Raw genomic sequence first — 17,588 nt, forward strand, 5'->3', positions numbered from 1 at the left:
TTAGTAGATGCTTCTTTTTTATTTAAGACTGGATTGCGAGATGAGATGAAGAAAGTGGTAGCTCAATATCAACAATCGTACCTTTATTTAATTCGCTTGAAATGTGTAATCTACCATGATGTTCTTCAATTATTTTGTAACACATCATTAATCCTAGTCCTGTGCCTTTTTCTTTTAAACTATAAAAAGGTTCGCCTAGACGGGAGATACGATCTTCAGGAATGCCGCAACCTTCATCGATAATTCGTATTAAGATGAAATTATCCTCTAATGGTTTTGTTTGGATGAAAATATTTCCGCCATTTGGCATTGCTTCTATCGCATTTTTTAATATGTTTATAAACACTTGTTTTAATTGGTTACCGTCACATTGAATATCATATACGTAATCAAAATGATCCATGATGATATGAACGCTATGCATAATTGCAGTCGGTAAAATAAATGTAACTACCTCTTCAATTAAAGTTTGTATGTTACAAGTTTGGATAGATAATACTTGTGGCTTAGACATCGCCATAAATTGACTCGTGATGGATTCCATTTGTGAAATCTCACTTAACATAACATCGATATACCATTTCTGCTCCTCACTTATTTCAGGGAGGAGCAACGTTAGAAAACCTTTTAGAGAAGTGAGTGGATTTCGAATTTCATGGGCAATTCCAGCTGTCAGTTGTCCGACTACTGCGAGCTTCTCTGATTTTCGTAGTAACTTTTCAGTTTCTTTTAGCTCAGTAACATCTCTCCCCATCACGATAAGACCTTTGCGAGAACCATCAGGATGATAAAGCGGAACTTTTGATATACTTAAGATTAGATCGAAATCATCTCTATGTATAATAAATTCCTCGCCATGAAGAATTTGTCTTTGTTGCCATGCTAGTTCATCGATTTCTTCACAATGTAAAAAAGCTTCTCGGTATGCTTCATTATATTGAATGAGTTCGCTATCTTTTTTCCCGTGGTAAGGTACATGATGGAAATTGAAGCAAGAAAGTGCGTAATCATTTGCCTCAAGCCAGCGCCCTTCATGATCTTTAAATATAACAAACGCAGGCATGGAGTTTACTAATGTACGTAATCTCTTCTCACTTTCTTTTAGCATATTCTCAATTCTTTCTGATTTTTCAAGTGGCTTCATAATAGCATATACGCCAGTAAGACGATTTTGAACAAAAATAGGAACTAGTTTTGTCACAACATCTAATAAGAATCCATTTTTATGATAAATAGATAAGATATACTCTTGTTGATTATCCGCTTCAGTATTCTTTATATTTTGTAATACTTGCTCAGAAATATGGGCTTCTAAAATAGAGGTAATATTTTTCTGTTCTAATTCTAAAGAAGTGTAACCTAATATTCTTTCGGCAGAAGGATTTATATGTAGAATAACTCCTTCTAAATTTAATGAAATAATACTATCAGGATTGTGTTCGAACAGAGATGCGTACATTTCTGTTAATGAACGATCTTGTATATGGTTTCGCAAACGTCTAGAAATGTTCGGATGACGTTTTTTTTGAGTTGGTGAATATTTTTTACGACTCATAATAGTTCCTCCGTACAAATAGCATCTAAAAAGATTTGTCTATTCATAACTATAATATAGATGTAATGTGTATTTCTATAAAAAATGGAAGTTATAGAATAAATTTTGTTTTTTTTATTTTTTGCAAGGTGAATGCAGGATGGTAATAAGGGGAGCTTATATTGTTTTATAAACCTTTTGTAAGTTACAGACGGCTGTTTTCCGTATAACATTAGGGTAGAGGAGGGGGAGAGAAAATGAAAAATTATATTCAAGGGATTGATCACGTGCAAGTAGCTGCACCTGTAGGGTGTGAAGAAGAGGCGCGTGATTTTTATGGGAATACGATTGGTATGGAAGAAATTCCAAAGCCAGAAGAGTTGAAAAAACGAGGTGGATGTTGGTTTAAATGCGGAAATCAAGAAATCCATATTGGTGTCGAGCGGAACTTTACACCAGCTAAAAAGGCTCATCCAGCTTTTTATGTGAATGAAATTAATGAATTTAAGCAAACACTTATAGAGCAAGGTGTTAAAGTGATTGATGATTATGCACGGCCAGATGTAATTCGATTTTACGTGTCAGATCCATTTGGAAACCGAATTGAATTTATGCAAAATAAAGACTAGGTGGATTCCCACCTAGTCTTTAACTTCTTCTGAAAAGTCCTAACACTTCTACAGTTTCTGTAATATTAACGAAAGCATTCGGGTCGATTTCAGAAATTGTTAGTTTCATACTTGCTAATTCTTCACGAGAAACGACGGTCATAAGTACACGCTTTTTCTCGCTTGAATAAGCACCTTCGCCATCAAGTAACGTTATTCCACGTACAACAGTTGAAAGAAGTTGTTTTTTCATTTTTTCTGCTTCATTTGTTACAATCATAAGTGTAACTTTACGATGTTTTGTATGAACAGCATCAATTACTTTACCAGTTACATAAATTGAAAGTAAGCTTGTAAGTGCAACATCCCAGGTGAAGAAGAATCCTGCGATTATTACAACGACTGCATTTAAAATAATAAGGAATCCGCCAAGTTTAATGTCTCGCTTGCGGGATAAAAGCATACCGATAATATCAAATCCACCAGTGGATCCATTACAGTTAAAAACAAGACCAATACCAGCTCCGGCGATGACACCTCCGAAGATAGAAGATAACAATGGGTCTGTTGCTACGACTTTTACTGGAACGTAGTATAATGCAACAGATAATACAACTACAGAGACAACTGTGTTAAAAATTACTTTTTTTCCAAGACCTATGTACCCTAAAATAAGGATAGGTAAGTTTAATACAAAGTTAATAATGCCTGTGTTTACAGGGGTTACAATCCCTAAAATAATAGCAATTCCGCCAATTCCACTACTTAAAATTTTGTGGGGGATAAGGAAAAGATTAAAGGCAACCGCAATAATAATAGAACCGATAATAACACCAAGGAATCTGACCATTTCTTTCCCGTCCTTCACTGAAAAATTCATATTATTTCAAGATTATATATGATATTGAAAGTTTTGGGTAAAAACAGTTTATTTAGGTAAATTAGATTAATCAAAAGAATTTGAGTATTTTATCATTTGAAAGGGGATACAGTTGTGAAGATAAAAACATATCAACAGAAAAGCCCGTTGAAGCAAGAATGTGAGGATTCTTATTTTTGTAATAAAGAAAAAAAGATTTATGGTGTATGTGACGGTGCAACACCACTTGTCCCGTTTCGTGATGAAAAGGGACATAATGGAGCATACATCGCTTCGCATTTATTTGCAAGTTATTTTACTGCATTACGAGAGAATCATAGTTTACAATTTGCAGTTGCCAAAGCAAATGAAGCATTGCAAAGCAAAATGTTAGAATATGAAGTAGACACGAGAAAAAAAGAGCATTTGTGGTGCACATGTATCGCGGCAGTCCAAATAGTTGGTGAGAAAATTGAATATGCGCAGCTTGGGGACTGTATGATTGTCGCAACTTTTCAAAATGGAACGATGCAAGTATTAACGAAAGACACAGTTGAAGGAATTAGTAAAAGAGCAAAAAAGAAGAGGGAAGAAGATCGTAAAAAAGGGTTATCTGTACCAGAAGAATATGTTTTTCAAGATGTTCGAGAACAGTTAAAATACAATCGTTATCTTGCAAATATGCCAAATGGTTATTCAGTTGCAAATGGAATGAAAGAAGCGATACATTATTTACAACATGGTGAATTACATACAGATGAAGTGAGTGGGATTTTTATTTGTTCAGACGGGTTATTTCACCCAGATTGGTCATTAGAACAAACTGTTGCATATATAAGAAAGAATAGTATAAACGAATATATAGCAATTATTGAAGAGCTAGAAGCGGAAAAGAGAATAAGGCCAGATGATAAAACGATTATTATGATTGATTTTTAAGAGGAGGCAGTTCAAATGGAAATTAAACGTGTCAATCTAACATTTCAAGATGAATTAGTTTCTTTAGAAAAAGTAAACAAACTGATTATTCACCATACAGCTGAAGATGGATGGGACGTGTATAAAACGCATGAATTTCATCAAACTGTAAGGGGGTGGAGCGGAATTGGTTACAACTATTTTATCGAAAAGGATGGAACTGTAGTGGAAGGACGAGGTTTACATATTGGAGCGCACGCGAAAGACCATAACCGCCATACAATTGGAATATGTATGACGGGAAATTTCGATAAATACGATCCAACTCCTGCACAAGTGAATGCATTATATTCTTTATGTAAACTGTTTATGAAGCAATTTGCTATAAAGAAAGAAAATATACTCGGTCATAGAGAGTTAGAAGGAGTTACAAAAAGCTGTCCTGGTAATCGTTTTTCTATGGTAGAGTTAAGGAAGATACTATCTTAAATATAGAGGAGTAACAACGATGATGAATATAAAAATACCAAATGATAAAAAAGAAGAACTTGTAGCACAAATTCAGCAATTTTTTATGGAAGAAGATTTAGATGAAATTGGACGTTTCCAAGCAGAGCGTTTAATAGAAGAAATGATTAAATTAGTTGGACCGTTTGCATATAATCAAGCAATTGGAGATGCAAGAAAGCTTGTAAGTGAGAAATTAACGAATATGGAAGAAGATTTATACGTGCTAGAAAAGAATGAAGGAAAATAAAAAAAGAGCCGATGGGCTCTTTTTTTATTTTTCTTTCTTGTGTTCTTTATATTCATGTACTTTTTCTTTTACATTACCAACTGTATCTTTAGCAGTGCCTTTCACCTTATCCCATTTTCCTTCAGCTTGTAATTTCTTATTGTCAGTTACTTTCCCAACAACTTCTTTTACTTCACCTTTTACCTTATCAATGGCACCTTCTACTTTTTCTTTTAAACCATGATCATGTTTAGTCATACATTTCTCCTCCTTGTAGTTTGATTAGAATTCTCTTTTCATATTGCAAGTTGAATGATGTATCTAGTAATATCGTAACAAATCTAGTTTGAATATTCAAATGATTAATAGGATAGAAAAGGATTTGTCATAAAATGTTTAAAAATGTAACGGAAGGAGAAATAAAGTAAATTATATGTCTTTTGCGGTCCATATTGATTTTGTATAAGCAATTTTCATGTGGGCACGTTCCATGTTATTTTGACTGCCGCTACCGAACCTTGCTTGTCCAACTATTAAAGTACAATTTGATTCAATAGCTGTCTTAATTCGTTTTTGAATTAATGCAGTATGACAGCCTTTACGCTGAAATTCTGGCAAAGTAGCAGAAGCAGCTAATGATGCGACACCCTTATTTATATACAGGACACCAATACCAGCAGGGATATTTTGAACTTCAGCTATGAAAAAATGCCATCCTGGTTCATTGTAAAGAATTTCATTATTTTGGCGCACGCTATCTTTTGTAAAGGATGGCATATTAAATCCATGTACATAAATGTTTGCAAAAATATCAAACTCATTTTCTTTTAGTTTTCGTATTGTAATATTAGAAGGAAGAAGTGATGAACCCTCTCTCGGTATACTATACAAAGCAGTATGGAAGCTAGATTGATAAAACCCTTTTTGAGATAAGTATTGAAATAATTTAGTTGTACCTTGTGCTGGGGTAATTTCAAAACGACAAGGGATTTGTAGTGATTCATAATAAGAAATGATTGCATCAATCGCATCTGCATTTGTGATACCTTTTACCGTATTAAAAGCAGGACCAGCAATTATTTTTGATGAAAAGGCAGTGGCGCTACCGAATTTTTTCATTTGCACTTGCATTGGGTTTCCGCTTATTGTTTGTAGTCTCTCTAATCTAGAAGAGAGCATATCAATTTCTGCATTTTCAATTTCTGTTGCTATATCGAGTGTCATAACAGTAGTCATAAAATTCCTCCGTTAATAAATATATTTCATAGTACATATACGATTTTTGTTTTGAGATTCCTGTTGAAATGTGAGAGAATAAGAGGCTTTTTGGAAGGGAAATGGAAGTGAGCTGTCGAAGGGAGTGGAAACAGATTAAAGGTGGTGCTCTCATGAAACAAAAAACCGTGCAGACATGCTCTAATTGTGGTTCTCAAAACATAGGAGAAGGTGAGTTTGTCGGATATGCACAAATACGGAAAAAGGAAACGATGTTCACATCTTCACCAGTAGATGCTTATATTTGTACAGATTGCGGGAATGTCCTTTTATTAAAAGTACGACATTATGAAAAGTTTAAGCAGAAGCCGTTATGATTATTGAAAAGTGTTTTTATTAAAGAAGCTAATAGGAGTAATATTTTACATATATATGAATATGCCTTATATAAAGAGATGACAACATATACTGTACATAGTTCGTTATATGACACATAAAAATATATAGAAGAAATTGTGAGGCAGTAGGAGGAAGAAAAAACAGCTCCTCTTGGAATATTTCATATTTAAAACTCCTTTAAATAAATAAAGGAGTTTTTTGTTTTTTTATAACAATAATTACCTTTAATTGTTATAAATGTTTATTAGGAGAGGGTGGTTTATTAACGCCATAATCATAGAAGAATAATAGCTAAATCGTATACAAAACCACTATATAACACATTCGCAACCGTAAGTTGACAAAGTGCAACCGCGGGAAGATAGAGATAAAGGCAATGTTTACATACAATTTAGGTAAGAAAACAAAGGGGGGACACACATATGGGATTTGGTGAAAAGCTTTTTAAATTAAGAAAAGAAAAGGGCCTTTCTCAAGAAGCATTAGCTGAAAAATTAAACACAACAAGGCAAGCGGTTAGTAAATGGGAAAACGGTCAAGGTTTTCCTGAAACTGAAAAGTTAATAATGATTGGAAATGTATTTGAAGTATCACTTGACTATTTATTAAAAGAAACTGCTGAGCAAAGTAACGAAAAGGAAAATAGTTATTATGTAAGTAAGGAAATGGCAGAAGGGTATGTAGTGTATGGACAAAAAATTTCTAAATATATTGCATTAGGATTTAGCTTGCTTATTTTATCTACAATACCGTACTTATTATTTAAAGAAAATGCAACAATGTCTACGTTTCTTGTCATTATCATTGCAGTGCTTGGAATCGGAGCAATGATGGCACCTGTAACGATAGAAGAGAGTCGATACAATGTATTGAAAAAGGAAGAACTACTATTTGATCAAAACTTTCTAAAAGAATTGACCAAAAGATATGCGACTATTAAGAAGAAGTATACGGCAGTAGTGATCGTTGGATTTTGTTTTATTGCAGCAGGAGCGATACCGTTTTTATTTGAGAAAAAACGAATTACTTCAGGAGAACTCGTACAGTATTATCCTTATTGTGTTGTACTTATTGCTATCGGAGTTTATCTTTTTGTTCGTGTGTTAGGGGTGTTAGAGACGTATCGGATTTTAGTAGAAAATAAGGAATACAGTAATCGTTTTATTTTTAAATTGAAAAAGAAAGTAAGGAAAATGGTAGATAGTTTATAAAAAATAAAAAACATGTTTCGAATCAATGTATTCAAAACATGTTTTTTATCGTTCTGAATTATTTCCAAAGAAATAATTCAGAAAATACAGAAAAATATCGTAATCATTTGTAGAAGTCTGTTATAATAAACGGAAAATGAAAACGTTTTAAAGGGGGACATAACCAATATGATGATGAATGTACCGCTAACAATTAGTTCTATGATGGAAAGAGCAGAAAAGTTATTCTCAAAGAAAGAAATTGTTTCTCGCACACATGATACCATTACGACATTAACGTATAAGCAGCTAGGAGAAAGGACGAGAAGACTTTCTAGTGCGTTAAAAAAGCTTGGGATTAAGGAAGGCGAACGTGTAGGAACGTTAGCGTGGAATCATCATCGACATGTGGAGGCGTATTTTGCTATTCCTGGTATTGCTTCCGTTTTACACACAATTAATATTCGTTTATCTCCTCAACATATTTCATACATTATTCAGCACGCAGAAGACCGAATTGTACTTATAGATGAAGATCTCGTACCGCTTGTTGAAAATATTCAATCACAATTATCAACTGTACAAGCTTACATTATTATGACTGATAAAGATGAACTCTCGAACACTACGCTGAAGCCTGTATATCATTATGAAAAGCTATTAGAAGAAGGCGATCCCAATTTCCAATTTGTAAAAGATATTGATGAAAATACACCAGCTGGTATGTGTTATACGTCAGCGACTACAGGAAATCCGAAAGGTGTTGTATATACGCATCGTAGTACTGTATTACACTGTATGGCACTCGGTTTAGCTGATACAGCTGCTTTATCGGAAAGTGATGCAGCAATGGCAATCGTCCCGATGTTTCATGTGAACGCTTGGGGACTTCCTTTTGCGGCTACTTGGTTTGGATCAAAACAAGTTCTTCCAGGACCGATGTTTACGCCAAAAATTTTATTAGAAATGATCCAATCTGAAAAAGTGACGTTAGCTGCCGGTGTGCCGACAATTTGGCTTGGTGTATTACAAGAGTTAGAAAATAATAGTTACGATTTATCTAGTATGACGAGAATACTATGCGGTGGTGCAGCTGCACCGAAAAGTGTTATTAAAGCATTTGAACAGAAACATAATGTTCCGTTCATACATGCATATGGTATGACTGAAACGAGTCCACTCGTAACACTTGCACGTTTAAAAAGTTATGAAACGGAATTATCGTATGAAGAGCAACTAGAAATTCGCTCTAAACAAGGATATCTTGTACCTGGTGTCGAGATGAAAGTAGTCGGTACAAATGGTGAAGTGAAGTGGGATGGTACTGAGATGGGAGAATTATGTTTACGAGCACCTTGGATCGCTGAAAGCTATTATAACGATGATCGTACTGTCGAAGGTTTTCGCGATGGATGGTTATATACTGGTGATGTTGTCACAGTGGATGAGGAAGGTTGCGTGAAAATTGTTGACCGTACGAAGGATGTTATTAAAAGCGGGGGAGAATGGATTTCTTCGGTCGATCTTGAAAATGCTTTAATGGCACATGATGCTATATTTGAAGCGGCTGTCGTTGCAGTTCCTCACCCTCAGTGGCAAGAGCGACCAATTGCCTGCGTTGTTCAAAAGAAAAATAGTACGGTTACAAAAGAAGAAATATATGAGTTTTTAAAACCACAGTTTGCGAAGTGGTGGTTGCCAGACGATATTGTCTTTATGGAAGAAATACCGAAAACATCTGTTGGGAAGTTTTTAAAACAGGCGCTTCGGAAAGAACTGGAGCATTTGCATAGAGAGAAATAAGTGAACTTTTATTTGTAAACTCTAATACATTAACGGTTGACAAAAGAGGAGTGGAAAGATAATATAATTTTTGTGATATGTTATCTAAAAACAATTTTAAGTTTACAAATAGGAGAAGCAAATATGAATACAAAAAATTTAGTTTTCGTCGCTTTATTTAGTTCTATTATGGGAGTGTTAGGGTTAATACCTCCGATTGCTCTTTCTATTACACCAGTTCCAATTACATTGCAATCACTCGGTGTTATGCTTGCGGGTGGGTTGTTAGGATCACGTCTAGGTGCGTTAAGTCAGCTTATTTTCTTACTTATTGTAGGAGTTGGAGCACCATTGCTTGCTGGTGGACGCGGTGGCCTTGGTGTATTTGTTGGACCAAGTGCAGGATATTTACTTGGTTACATCATTGGGGCGTTTGTTATTGGTTATTTAATTGAGCGTTTACGTGAAGTTTCTATTATAAAAGTATTATGTATTAATATAATTGGTGGTATTTTCGTAGTTTATGTATTTGGTATTACTGTACAAGCGTTCTTAATGGAAGTTTCTGTATGGGAGACAATGAAAGTGAGTGCTGTGTTTTTACCAGGGGATTGTATAAAAGCAATTATTGCGGCAGTTCTCGTAACAAAATTACATCGTTCATTGAAACATATTATTACGCCCGCTTTAAAGAATGGAAAATATACAAATGCGGGATGATAAAGGGAAGAAACACGTTAATTGCGTGTTTCTTTTTATTATTATTGTAAAGAAAGGACGTCTCATATGGGGATTACAAAAGAATATAAAAAGCATGCCTCTTTACAACCAAATAAAATAGCGATAAAGGAAAATGATAGAGTTTTAACATATAAAGAGTGGTTTGAATCAGTTTGTAAAGTAGCAAGCTGGTTAAATGAAAAAAAATCGAAGAATAAAACGATAGCAATCCTATTAGAAAATCGTATAGAGTTTTTACAACTATTTTCTGGTGCCGCTATGGCCGGGTGGGTTTGTGTTCCGTTAGATATAAAGTGGAAACAAGATGAGCTCAGAGAAAGAATTGAAATTAGTAATCCGGATATGATTGTGACAGAACGATATAAGGTGAATGATCTATTGGATGAAGAAGGAAGAGTAATTGAAATTGATGAGTGGAAAAGAATGATAGAGAAATATCTTCCTACATATTCCACTGTAGAAAGTGTACAACATGCTCCTTTTTATATGGGATTTACATCAGGATCAACAGGAACAGCAAAAGCATTTTTACGTGCACAACAATCGTGGGTTCATAGTTTTGATTGTAATGTACATGATTTTCATATGAAAAGGGAGGATTCGATTTTAATAGCTGGGACGCTCGTTCATTCTCTTTTCTTATACGGGGCAATAAGTGCATTATATGTAGGACAAACAGTGCACATTATGAGAAAGTTCTTTCCAAATCAAGTATTAGATAAGTTAGAAACTGAAAATGTATCAGTTATGTATACAGTTCCGACAATGCTTGAATCTTTATATAAAGAAAGTAGATTAATAGAAAATAAAGTGAAAATTATTTCGTCAGGAGCGAAATGGGAAGCTGAAGCGAAAGAAAAAATAAAGAATATATTTCCTTATGCGAAAAGATATGAATTTTATGGTGCATCAGAGTTAAGTTTTGTAACAGCACTAGTCGATGCAGAAAGCGAAAGAAGGCCAAATTCAGTAGGAAAACCTTGTCATAATGTGCAAGTTCGAATATGTAATGAAGCAGGCGAAGAAGTACAAAAAGGTGAAATAGGAACTGTTTATGTGAAAAGTGATCAGTTTTTTATGGGATACATAATAGATGGGGTTTTAACACGGGAGTTGAATGCAGAAGGTTGGATGACAGTGCGAGATGTAGGCTATGAAGATGAAGAAGGCTTTATATATATTGTTGGTAGAGAGAAGAATATGATTTTATTTGGAGGAATCAATATTTATCCAGAAGAAATAGAAAGTGTATTACATGAACACCCAGCTGTTGATGAAATAGTTGTAATTGGTGTGAAAGATAGTTACTGGGGTGAAAAGCCCGTCGCGATCGTAAAAGGAAGTGCTACGAAACAACAATTAAAGAGTTTTTGCTTACAGAGATTATCCTCTTTTAAAATACCGAAAGAATGGCATTTTGTAGATGGAATACCTTATACAAATAGTGGGAAAATCGCTCGTATGGAAGCAAAAAGTATGATTGAAAACCGGGAGAAAATATATGAATAGAGCAGTTATTGTAGAGGCGAAAAGAACACCTATTGGTAAGAAGAATGGGATGTTAAAAGAGTATGAAGTTCAGCAATTAACAACGCCGCTTCTTACGTTTTTAAGTAAAGGGATTGAGAGGGAAATAGATGATGTCATATTAGGTAATGTTGTTGGGCCAGGAGGGAATGTTGCGAGACTATCTGCTTTAGAGGTGGGACTTGGCTATCATATTCCTGGTGTAACGATTGATCGGCAATGTGGTTCTGGTTTAGAAGCAATTCGAACTGCGTGTCATCTCATTCAAGGCGGGGCAGGTAAGTGTTATATCGCCGGGGGAGTAGAGAGTACAAGTACGTCACCTTTTCAAAAAAGAGCAAGATTTTCACCTGAAACAATTGGTGATCCTGACATGGGAGTAGCGGCTGAATATGTTGCGGAGCGTTATAATATAACGAGAGAAATGCAAGACGAGTATGCTTGTCTTAGTTATAAGCGGACACTGCAAGCGTTAGAAAAAGGATATATACATGATGAAATATTTTCTTTTAATGGATTATTAGATGAATCTATAAAGCCAGAAATGAATTATGAACGAATCATTAAAAGAACAAAGCCCGCATTTTTACAAAATGGAACAGTAACGGCAGGTAATTCGTGCGGTGTAAATGATGGGGCATGTGCTGTTCTTGTAATGGAAGAGGGACAAGCCCGAAAGTTAGGATACAAGCCTGTACTTCGTTTCGTTCGTAGTGCTGTAGTGGGAGTGGATCCCAAGCTTCCAGGGACTGGTCCGATATTTGCGGTGAACAAATTATTAAACGAAATGAATGTAAAAGTAGAGGACATCGATTATTTTGAAATAAATGAAGCATTCGCCTCAAAAGTTGTTGCTTGCGCAAAAGAGTTACAAATTCCGTACGAAAAAGTAAATGTAAATGGTGGAGCAATTGCGCTCGGTCATCCGTACGGTGCATCTGGTGCTATGCTTGTAACACGTTTGTTTTATCAGGCACAAAGAGAGTCTATGAAATATGGAATTGCTACATTAGGAATTGGAGGCGGGATAGGGATTGCGCTATTATTTGAGAAAGTAGAAGACTAGCGAGGTAACTAGTTTTCTACTTTTTGAGGAACATAAATATTGCTACCAGGCTTCGCTTTCATTTCGTTCCAAGCAGCAATCGCATCAGCTTTTGCTTTCCCTTTATTATTTGGATCTTCGAAAAAGTCACGAGTAAAGCGATTATATTCAAATTGTGTACCGATAGTTGTTTTGTATGTAGGGTCTTTTTTTCGTTCGTTTTCTTCATGCCAAAAAGCTATCGCGTCTTCATATGTTTTTCCAACATTCTCTTTGAAAAATTTTTGAAGAGCTACTGTAAAGCGGAAGTTTGTTCCGATTTTTTCTTTGAAAAAAGCACGAACATCTTCGCTACAGCGGTGATTGTTAGTAATAATCGTTTGAAGAGAAAGGTCTTTATAGGATAGGGAAGCTTTACTCACCTTTTGAACAGAGCTGTTTTTTAATATTTTACCAGTAGTTAAATAATGTGAGATACGCTCGGTTATTTCGATCTTAGAGCCACTAGCTGGCAACCCATTCTCACGACAAAATGTTTGGAGTTCTGCTTTTAACCAATAATAGTTTTGGAAATCTTCAAGTGATATAGACTTTGTTAAAGTTGGACGCATGAATGTAACAACTACTTTCTTCCATAATTTTCTTCAATTATAAAACGTATGTTCTTTTTATGGAAGGGTTAATTTGTAAATATAATGGGAAGAGGAGATTACATATGGAAAATGTAATGCAAGTTCGAGTTACGGGAATTTTAATTGAAGATGAAAAAGTATTGCTAGTAAAGCAAAAAGTTGCTAATAGGAATTGGTCTTTACCTGGAGGAAGAGTGGAGAATGGTGAAATGTTAGAAGAGGCGATGATTAGAGAAATGAGAGAAGAAACGGGATTAGAAGTTAAAATTAAGAAGCTACTCTATGTTTGTGATAAACCGGATGCCAGTCCATCTTTATTACATATTACATTTCTACTTGAAAAGCTTACAGGGGAAATTATGTTACCCTCTAATGAATTTGATCATAATCCAATTCATGATGTGCAAATGGTGCCGATTAAAGATTTAAGTCATTATGGTTTTTCGGAAACTTTTATAACTCTTATAAGTGAAGGTTTTTCAAATGCAGGGAGTTACCAAGGATTGAAACAAAATATTGGCCTGTAACTATAGAGTAAGGATAGCTGTTAGCTATCCTTACTAAAAATGCTTTACACCGCCGACTGTAAAGAAGAAACAAGCTGATTTAAAAATTCATCTCCGCTCATAATTGCTTTCCCGCCACCGCGAGCACTCTTCTTATTTCCGCCACCTTTTCCTTCGATTGTAGGAAGAGCGTCTTTTAAAAGAGCATTCATATCGAGTGATACTGATTTTCCGCAAGCGAGAATACATTGTAGTTTGTCATCATTTTCGATGACGAAATACGTAATTGCATGCTCTTGTTGTTCTGTAATAATAGCGGAAAGCTTTGCGATTTCTTGCATAGAACGATTTGTAAATACTTTAGAAATAAGTATGTCAGCATGAATTTTTATAGGCTGTAGAAGTAGTTCATTTGCCTCTGCAAATAATAATTTTTCATTCATTGTTTGTATTGCTTTTTCGTTTTCTTTTTGAGAAGTAAGCAGTTGCGCCACTTTTGCTGGAATATCAGTTTCGCTACTGTTTAATTGTTTAGAAACATCTTTCATAATTTGTTGCTGTTGTTCCATTAATTTAAGTGTACGCCAACCAGCGATAAACGTTAAGCGTATACCACCTTTATTGCGCTCCCATCCTAGTACTTGAATAGGACCAACTTCACCAGTTCGTTTCGGATGCGTTCCACCACAGCCGTTGTAGTCAAAGTTTTCGATAATAACAACCCGTATATTTTCTGTCATAGTCGGTTCTTTACGAAGGGGCAACGTTTTCGCTTCTTCTAAGTTCATCCACTGGATGCGGATTGGATGGTTTTCAAAAACAATTTTGTTTGCAATTTGTATTGCTTTTTCAACCGTTTCTGCATGAAGATTTTCTGTTTCTAAATCAATTGTTACTGTTTCTTTACCAAGATGGAATCCAATTGTAGGCATGTTAAAATGGTCCCAAAAAGCAGCAGATAAAATGTGCTGAGCTGCATGTTGTTGCATATGATCAAAACGGCGCTCCCAATTGATTTTACCTTCTACGTCTTCTGTATGTAATTGTTCTGCAATGTAGTGACGAATTTCTCCGTTTATCTCTTCTACATTGATTACATTGATATCATTTAATGTACCAGTATCATATGGTTGTCCGCCACCTGTCGGATAAAATGCTGTTTCATTCAAAATAACGTATAAGTTACCGTCTTTATCATAATCTTGCTTTATAATTTTAGTAGTAAAGTCTTGCTTATAAGCGTCAGTGTAATATAATTTGTGCTCCAATTTTCTTTCTCCTCTCGCATTAACTAGTTTCATTGTAATGCAATTGAAATTAGTTTCCTAATATTTCAGAAGAAAGAAACTATTTTTAGAATTTTCTTGCTATAATAAGGGAAAGAAAATGCGGGGGTGGAATAAATATGTTATATGAAAACGGCGTAGATAAACTGCTTAGTTTAAGTAGAAATATTTCCGAATTATATCGAGAATTAAACGAAATGACCCGGATTTTAACGGATTGTAATCGAGAAAGTGTGAAGTTTGATCGATTATATGTAAAAGAGTTACTTTGGAAGAAAGAAGATGTAATAGAGAAATATGACCAGCTACTTGTACAACTTTGTATTAACGAATGCTTTGATCTAAAAAGTGTCATTACAGGGGAATATAAGTATACATATGAAGAAGTAGAAAACATAGTTTTACAATTTAATGAAAAGTATAATGTCGCAATCTTAATTAAAGATGTGTGTAAAGAATTACAGTTCACATATGGAATTGATATGGACATAACGAGAACAACTCGGGTATCAACAGCTCAAGTATAGAAAAAGGAAAAGAAAGCAGATCCTTTGCTTTCTTTTTTTTGTGAAAATAGAGAGAGTAGGTTTAACGATGAAGGGGAAGTTACAGCATATTCATCCGCTTGGAATGAGTATTATTTTAGGGACATTGTTTGCTAGGTTTGCAACTTCAATGAGTATCCCTTTTTTAGCGATTTATTTAACGACTGTTAAAGGTGTATCAGCTGGAATGACTGGTGCTATTATCGGAACGAGTGCACTTGTTGGTGTTTTTGCTAGTTTTATCGGAGGGAATTTATCAGATCGATTTGGCCGGAAAACGATTATGCTCTGGTCCATGATCGTTTGGATTTTTGTGTTTATAGGTTTTTCACTTGCGGATCATGTTTTAAGTTTCTTTTTATTAAACGCTTTAAATGGATTATGTAGGTCGTTTTTTGAGCCAACATCAAGAGCATTATTATCAGATTTAACAAAGCCTGAGTATCGGTTACTCGTCTATAATTTACGATACGGTGCAATAAATGTTGGAGTTGCAATTGGACCAATTGTTGGATTACAGATTGGAAGTGCAAAATCAACAATTCCTTTTTTAGTAGCAGCTGGGGTATATATTCTATATACAGCTATATTAGCGTTCCAATTTAAGAAGTATCCAATGGAAAAAAAGAAATTGAGTAAAGAAAAACCTGTTACAATGCTAAATGCAATACGTATATTGCGAAAAGATATAGTATTTTTAGTTGCTTTAGTCGGTATTATTTTGAGTAATTGCGGTTTTTCACATTTAACGACGACAGTATCTCAATATTTTGCAAATGCACATATATTTGAGGGTGGGGTGAAGCTATTCTCATATATGCTCGCTTTAAATGCAATTGTTGTAGTGATGATCCAATACCCTGTTATTCAAATGTGCAAAAAGTATACACCGTTAACATCAATTATGGTTGGGACTTTATTTGTGAGCGGGGGATTATTTGGCTTTGGAATAGTAGAATCTATGCTAGGTGCTGCCGTTTGTACAATTATTTTTACAATTGGAGAAGTCTTAATGTTTTCGATGACGGATGTATTTATTGATGATATTGCTGTTGCGCATCTAAAAGGAACATACTTCGGTGCGATGGGCTTTTCGGGAATTGGAGCAGTAATAGGTCCGTGGTTCGGAGGAGTACTTCTCGATTACTACGGGTACCAAAATGGGTTTGCGGTATTTTCAGCACTAGCTATATTTTCAACTGTGGCATTTCCTGTGCTTTTAGTTACAAAAGGTTTATCGAAAAAAAGATATGATAGAAATTCTAATATAGAAATGCATGCGAAATAACATAAGCCCCAGTAACCAACTGGGGCTTAGTTTGAATTATATTAACTCTTAATTTGAAAAAAGAACTTTTTTTTCATGCTTATCAGCAACTTCATTTTTGGAAATATGAATGGCTAAAAATCCGTTTTCTAAGCAGGCTAGCATCTTTTTATAAATGATAGTAGTAGGTAAAGGGATTGTTCGTTGTAAGGAAATGTTTTTATGAAGTATGCATATAGCTAGGCCTGTCTCTAACTTTTTAATGAGTACATTTTGTTCCGTGACATTTTGTACATCTGTTTCCAAAATATATTCTTCTTCGGTTTCGCAAAGATCGATGTGAATTTGATTTGGAAAGCTAAAGTTACTATAAGAATCGGAACAAAATTGATCCATCCATTCTTCGAAACCATCAACATGAAAAAGACAATTCTTCTTTTTCTTGCCCATGTAAGACACCCTCCGTAAAATATCAATTCATATCATGTTATGCATGAATGAATTAGGGGTGAAGAATAAATGGAAAAATATAAACATTGTATGTGGAAAAGATAGCTAGTGTGCACTTTTTGTTTTACATATCATGATGCGCATGATGTTTTTGGCGTGAATGGTTACGGTTTTTTACTTTATGAGATCCGCTTAATGGTTCAGGTTGTCCTTTTTTTTCTTTCGCTTCACGATTGTTTTTTCCCATTGTATATGACACCTCCTCTTTCTTTTTAGAATGAGAGAAGTTGACGATTTTATACGAGAATGTTTTTAGAAAAAAAGGTAAAGATAAAGGGGACTAACAAT

At 34.8% G+C, this 17,588-nt stretch carries 21 protein-coding genes and 1 pseudogene; 14 read left to right on the forward strand and 8 right to left on the reverse strand.

All coding sequences use genetic code 11. The features are described from left to right. Nucleotides 1-22 precede the first annotated feature (22 nt). Nucleotides 23-1,555, reverse strand: a complete 1,533-nt coding sequence (locus OXT04_RS19405) for a BA3702 family sensor histidine kinase (protein WP_000087652.1) — start codon at nt 1,553-1,555, stop codon at nt 23-25. Between the two features lie 236 nt (nt 1,556-1,791). On the opposite strand from OXT04_RS19405, the gene OXT04_RS19410 reads away from it, so the two are divergent. Next, complete coding sequence (locus OXT04_RS19410) at nt 1,792-2,163, forward strand: VOC family protein (protein WP_000800772.1); 372 nt, start codon at nt 1,792-1,794, stop codon at nt 2,161-2,163. Nucleotides 2,164-2,182: 19 nt separating this feature from the next. Here the strand turns inward: OXT04_RS19410 and OXT04_RS19415 are convergent, their stop codons facing one another. Beyond that, nucleotides 2,183-2,992: a YitT family protein gene (locus tag OXT04_RS19415; protein WP_000251344.1), complete on the reverse strand. Its 810-nt coding sequence runs from the start codon at nt 2,990-2,992 to the stop codon at nt 2,183-2,185. A 126-nt stretch (nt 2,993-3,118) separates the two neighbouring features. Here OXT04_RS19415 and OXT04_RS19420 point away from each other — a divergent pair, with 126 nt between their 5' ends. The 3 genes from OXT04_RS19420 to OXT04_RS19430 are packed head-to-tail and all read left to right on the forward strand — an operon-like array spanning nt 3,119 to nt 4,676. Beyond that, on the forward strand, nt 3,119-3,940 hold the full coding sequence (locus tag OXT04_RS19420) for a protein phosphatase 2C domain-containing protein (protein ID WP_002041632.1): 822 nt from the start codon (nt 3,119-3,121) through the stop codon (nt 3,938-3,940). A gap of 15 nt (nt 3,941-3,955) precedes the next feature. Next, a complete protein-coding gene (locus tag OXT04_RS19425) occupies nt 3,956-4,408 on the forward strand; it encodes a peptidoglycan recognition protein family protein (RefSeq protein ID WP_000404003.1) in 453 nt (150 codons plus the stop codon). Nucleotides 4,409-4,427: 19 nt separating this feature from the next. Then, nucleotides 4,428-4,676: a DUF2164 domain-containing protein gene (locus OXT04_RS19430; protein WP_000981066.1), complete on the forward strand. Its 249-nt coding sequence runs from the start codon at nt 4,428-4,430 to the stop codon at nt 4,674-4,676. Between the two features lie 24 nt (nt 4,677-4,700). Here OXT04_RS19430 and OXT04_RS19435 read toward each other — a convergent pair whose 3' ends face one another. Both OXT04_RS19435 and OXT04_RS19440 read right to left on the reverse strand, forming a co-directional pair. After that, nucleotides 4,701-4,913 carry a CsbD family protein gene (locus OXT04_RS19435; RefSeq protein ID WP_000160410.1) on the reverse strand — a complete coding sequence of 71 codons (213 nt, stop codon included), beginning with the start codon at nt 4,911-4,913 and terminating at the stop codon, nt 4,701-4,703. A gap of 171 nt (nt 4,914-5,084) precedes the next feature. Continuing rightward, complete coding sequence (locus OXT04_RS19440; protein WP_000214344.1) at nt 5,085-5,891, reverse strand: GNAT family N-acetyltransferase; 807 nt, start codon at nt 5,889-5,891, stop codon at nt 5,085-5,087. A gap of 152 nt (nt 5,892-6,043) precedes the next feature. Between OXT04_RS19440 and OXT04_RS19445 the strand changes: the two genes are divergently transcribed. The 7 genes and pseudogenes from OXT04_RS19445 (at nt 6,044) to OXT04_RS19475 (ending at nt 12,575) form a co-directional block, all read left to right on the forward strand. After that, a complete protein-coding gene (locus OXT04_RS19445) occupies nt 6,044-6,247 on the forward strand; it encodes a hypothetical protein (protein ID WP_000810949.1) in 204 nt (67 codons plus the stop codon). A 3-nt stretch (nt 6,248-6,250) separates the two neighbouring features. Beyond that, nucleotides 6,251-6,394, forward strand: a pseudogene (locus OXT04_RS19450) (GNAT family N-acetyltransferase); the annotation flags it as partial. Between the two features lie 297 nt (nt 6,395-6,691). Beyond that, entirely contained in the window at nt 6,692-7,480 is a 789-nt protein-coding gene (locus OXT04_RS19455) for a helix-turn-helix domain-containing protein (protein WP_090977375.1), read from the forward strand. A gap of 168 nt (nt 7,481-7,648) precedes the next feature. Next, nucleotides 7,649-9,262, forward strand: a complete 1,614-nt coding sequence (locus tag OXT04_RS19460) for a long-chain fatty acid--CoA ligase (protein ID WP_267416816.1) — start codon at nt 7,649-7,651, stop codon at nt 9,260-9,262. 123 nt (nt 9,263-9,385) lie between these two features. Next, nucleotides 9,386-9,961, forward strand: a complete 576-nt coding sequence (locus OXT04_RS19465; protein ID WP_001093335.1) for a biotin transporter BioY — start codon at nt 9,386-9,388, stop codon at nt 9,959-9,961. A 66-nt stretch (nt 9,962-10,027) separates the two neighbouring features. Further along, complete coding sequence (locus OXT04_RS19470) at nt 10,028-11,491, forward strand: acyl-CoA synthetase (protein ID WP_267416819.1); 1,464 nt, start codon at nt 10,028-10,030, stop codon at nt 11,489-11,491. Further along, nucleotides 11,484-12,575, forward strand: coding sequence for an acetyl-CoA C-acyltransferase (locus tag OXT04_RS19475; RefSeq protein WP_001078010.1), 1,092 nt, complete (start codon nt 11,484-11,486; stop codon nt 12,573-12,575). Before OXT04_RS19470 ends, OXT04_RS19475 begins: the two co-directional genes overlap by 8 nt. Before the next feature lie 8 nt (nt 12,576-12,583). Here OXT04_RS19475 and OXT04_RS19480 read toward each other — a convergent pair whose 3' ends face one another. Then, complete coding sequence (locus OXT04_RS19480) at nt 12,584-13,165, reverse strand: DUF6434 domain-containing protein (RefSeq protein WP_001247912.1); 582 nt, start codon at nt 13,163-13,165, stop codon at nt 12,584-12,586. A gap of 104 nt (nt 13,166-13,269) precedes the next feature. Between OXT04_RS19480 and OXT04_RS19485 the strand changes: the two genes are divergently transcribed. Next, entirely contained in the window at nt 13,270-13,713 is a 444-nt protein-coding gene (locus OXT04_RS19485) for an NUDIX hydrolase (protein WP_000432571.1), read from the forward strand. A gap of 44 nt (nt 13,714-13,757) precedes the next feature. Here OXT04_RS19485 and OXT04_RS19490 read toward each other — a convergent pair whose 3' ends face one another. Beyond that, nucleotides 13,758-14,960 (reverse strand): alanyl-tRNA editing protein, encoded by a 1,203-nt coding sequence (locus OXT04_RS19490; RefSeq protein ID WP_151527221.1) that lies wholly within the window; start codon nt 14,958-14,960, stop codon nt 13,758-13,760. A gap of 137 nt (nt 14,961-15,097) precedes the next feature. Here OXT04_RS19490 and OXT04_RS19495 point away from each other — a divergent pair, with 137 nt between their 5' ends. Both OXT04_RS19495 and OXT04_RS19500 read left to right on the forward strand, forming a co-directional pair. Next, a complete protein-coding gene (locus OXT04_RS19495; RefSeq protein WP_000965149.1) occupies nt 15,098-15,505 on the forward strand; it encodes a hypothetical protein in 408 nt (135 codons plus the stop codon). Nucleotides 15,506-15,572: 67 nt separating this feature from the next. Beyond that, nucleotides 15,573-16,811 (forward strand): MDR family MFS transporter, encoded by a 1,239-nt coding sequence (locus OXT04_RS19500; RefSeq protein WP_267416831.1) that lies wholly within the window; start codon nt 15,573-15,575, stop codon nt 16,809-16,811. 48 nt (nt 16,812-16,859) lie between these two features. Here OXT04_RS19500 and OXT04_RS19505 read toward each other — a convergent pair whose 3' ends face one another. Beyond that, nucleotides 16,860-17,240, reverse strand: coding sequence for an Hsp20/alpha crystallin family protein (locus OXT04_RS19505; protein ID WP_000516758.1), 381 nt, complete (start codon nt 17,238-17,240; stop codon nt 16,860-16,862). Nucleotides 17,241-17,364: 124 nt separating this feature from the next. Next, nucleotides 17,365-17,487: a small acid-soluble spore protein P gene (locus tag OXT04_RS19510; RefSeq protein ID WP_000517649.1), complete on the reverse strand. Its 123-nt coding sequence runs from the start codon at nt 17,485-17,487 to the stop codon at nt 17,365-17,367. Nucleotides 17,488-17,588: the final 101 nt, after the last annotated feature.

The organism is Bacillus sp. GC_Bacil_1 (assembly GCF_026540675.1).
In the GTDB taxonomy this organism is placed as follows: Bacteria; Bacillota; Bacilli; order Bacillales; family Bacillaceae_G; genus Bacillus_A; species Bacillus_A cereus.

Excerpts from the sequence above, each read along its gene's own strand:
- OXT04_RS19405 (WP_000087652.1), bottom strand. The coding sequence starts at position 1,555 with ATGAGTCGTAAAAAATATTCACCAACTCAAAAAAAACGTCATCCGAAC.
- OXT04_RS19410 (WP_000800772.1), top strand. The coding sequence starts at position 1,792 with ATGAAAAATTATATTCAAGGGATTGATCACGTGCAAGTAGCTGCACCT.
- OXT04_RS19415 (WP_000251344.1), bottom strand. The coding sequence starts at position 2,992 with ATGGTCAGATTCCTTGGTGTTATTATCGGTTCTATTATTATTGCGGTT.
- OXT04_RS19425 (WP_000404003.1), top strand. The coding sequence starts at position 3,956 with ATGGAAATTAAACGTGTCAATCTAACATTTCAAGATGAATTAGTTTCT.
- OXT04_RS19430 (WP_000981066.1), top strand. The coding sequence starts at position 4,428 with ATGATGAATATAAAAATACCAAATGATAAAAAAGAAGAACTTGTAGCA.
- OXT04_RS19435 (WP_000160410.1), bottom strand. The coding sequence starts at position 4,913 with ATGACTAAACATGATCATGGTTTAAAAGAAAAAGTAGAAGGTGCCATT.
- OXT04_RS19440 (WP_000214344.1), bottom strand. The coding sequence starts at position 5,891 with ATGACTACTGTTATGACACTCGATATAGCAACAGAAATTGAAAATGCA.
- OXT04_RS19445 (WP_000810949.1), top strand. The coding sequence starts at position 6,044 with ATGAAACAAAAAACCGTGCAGACATGCTCTAATTGTGGTTCTCAAAAC.
- OXT04_RS19455 (WP_090977375.1), top strand. The coding sequence starts at position 6,692 with ATGGGATTTGGTGAAAAGCTTTTTAAATTAAGAAAAGAAAAGGGCCTT.
- OXT04_RS19460 (WP_267416816.1), top strand. The coding sequence starts at position 7,649 with ATGATGATGAATGTACCGCTAACAATTAGTTCTATGATGGAAAGAGCA.
- OXT04_RS19465 (WP_001093335.1), top strand. The coding sequence starts at position 9,386 with ATGAATACAAAAAATTTAGTTTTCGTCGCTTTATTTAGTTCTATTATG.
- OXT04_RS19470 (WP_267416819.1), top strand. The coding sequence starts at position 10,028 with ATGGGGATTACAAAAGAATATAAAAAGCATGCCTCTTTACAACCAAAT.
- OXT04_RS19475 (WP_001078010.1), top strand. The coding sequence starts at position 11,484 with ATGAATAGAGCAGTTATTGTAGAGGCGAAAAGAACACCTATTGGTAAG.
- OXT04_RS19480 (WP_001247912.1), bottom strand. The coding sequence starts at position 13,165 with ATGCGTCCAACTTTAACAAAGTCTATATCACTTGAAGATTTCCAAAAC.
- OXT04_RS19485 (WP_000432571.1), top strand. The coding sequence starts at position 13,270 with ATGGAAAATGTAATGCAAGTTCGAGTTACGGGAATTTTAATTGAAGAT.
- OXT04_RS19495 (WP_000965149.1), top strand. The coding sequence starts at position 15,098 with ATGTTATATGAAAACGGCGTAGATAAACTGCTTAGTTTAAGTAGAAAT.
- OXT04_RS19500 (WP_267416831.1), top strand. The coding sequence starts at position 15,573 with ATGAAGGGGAAGTTACAGCATATTCATCCGCTTGGAATGAGTATTATT.
- OXT04_RS19505 (WP_000516758.1), bottom strand. The coding sequence starts at position 17,240 with ATGGGCAAGAAAAAGAAGAATTGTCTTTTTCATGTTGATGGTTTCGAA.
- OXT04_RS19510 (WP_000517649.1), bottom strand. The coding sequence starts at position 17,487 with ATGGGAAAAAACAATCGTGAAGCGAAAGAAAAAAAAGGACAACCTGAA.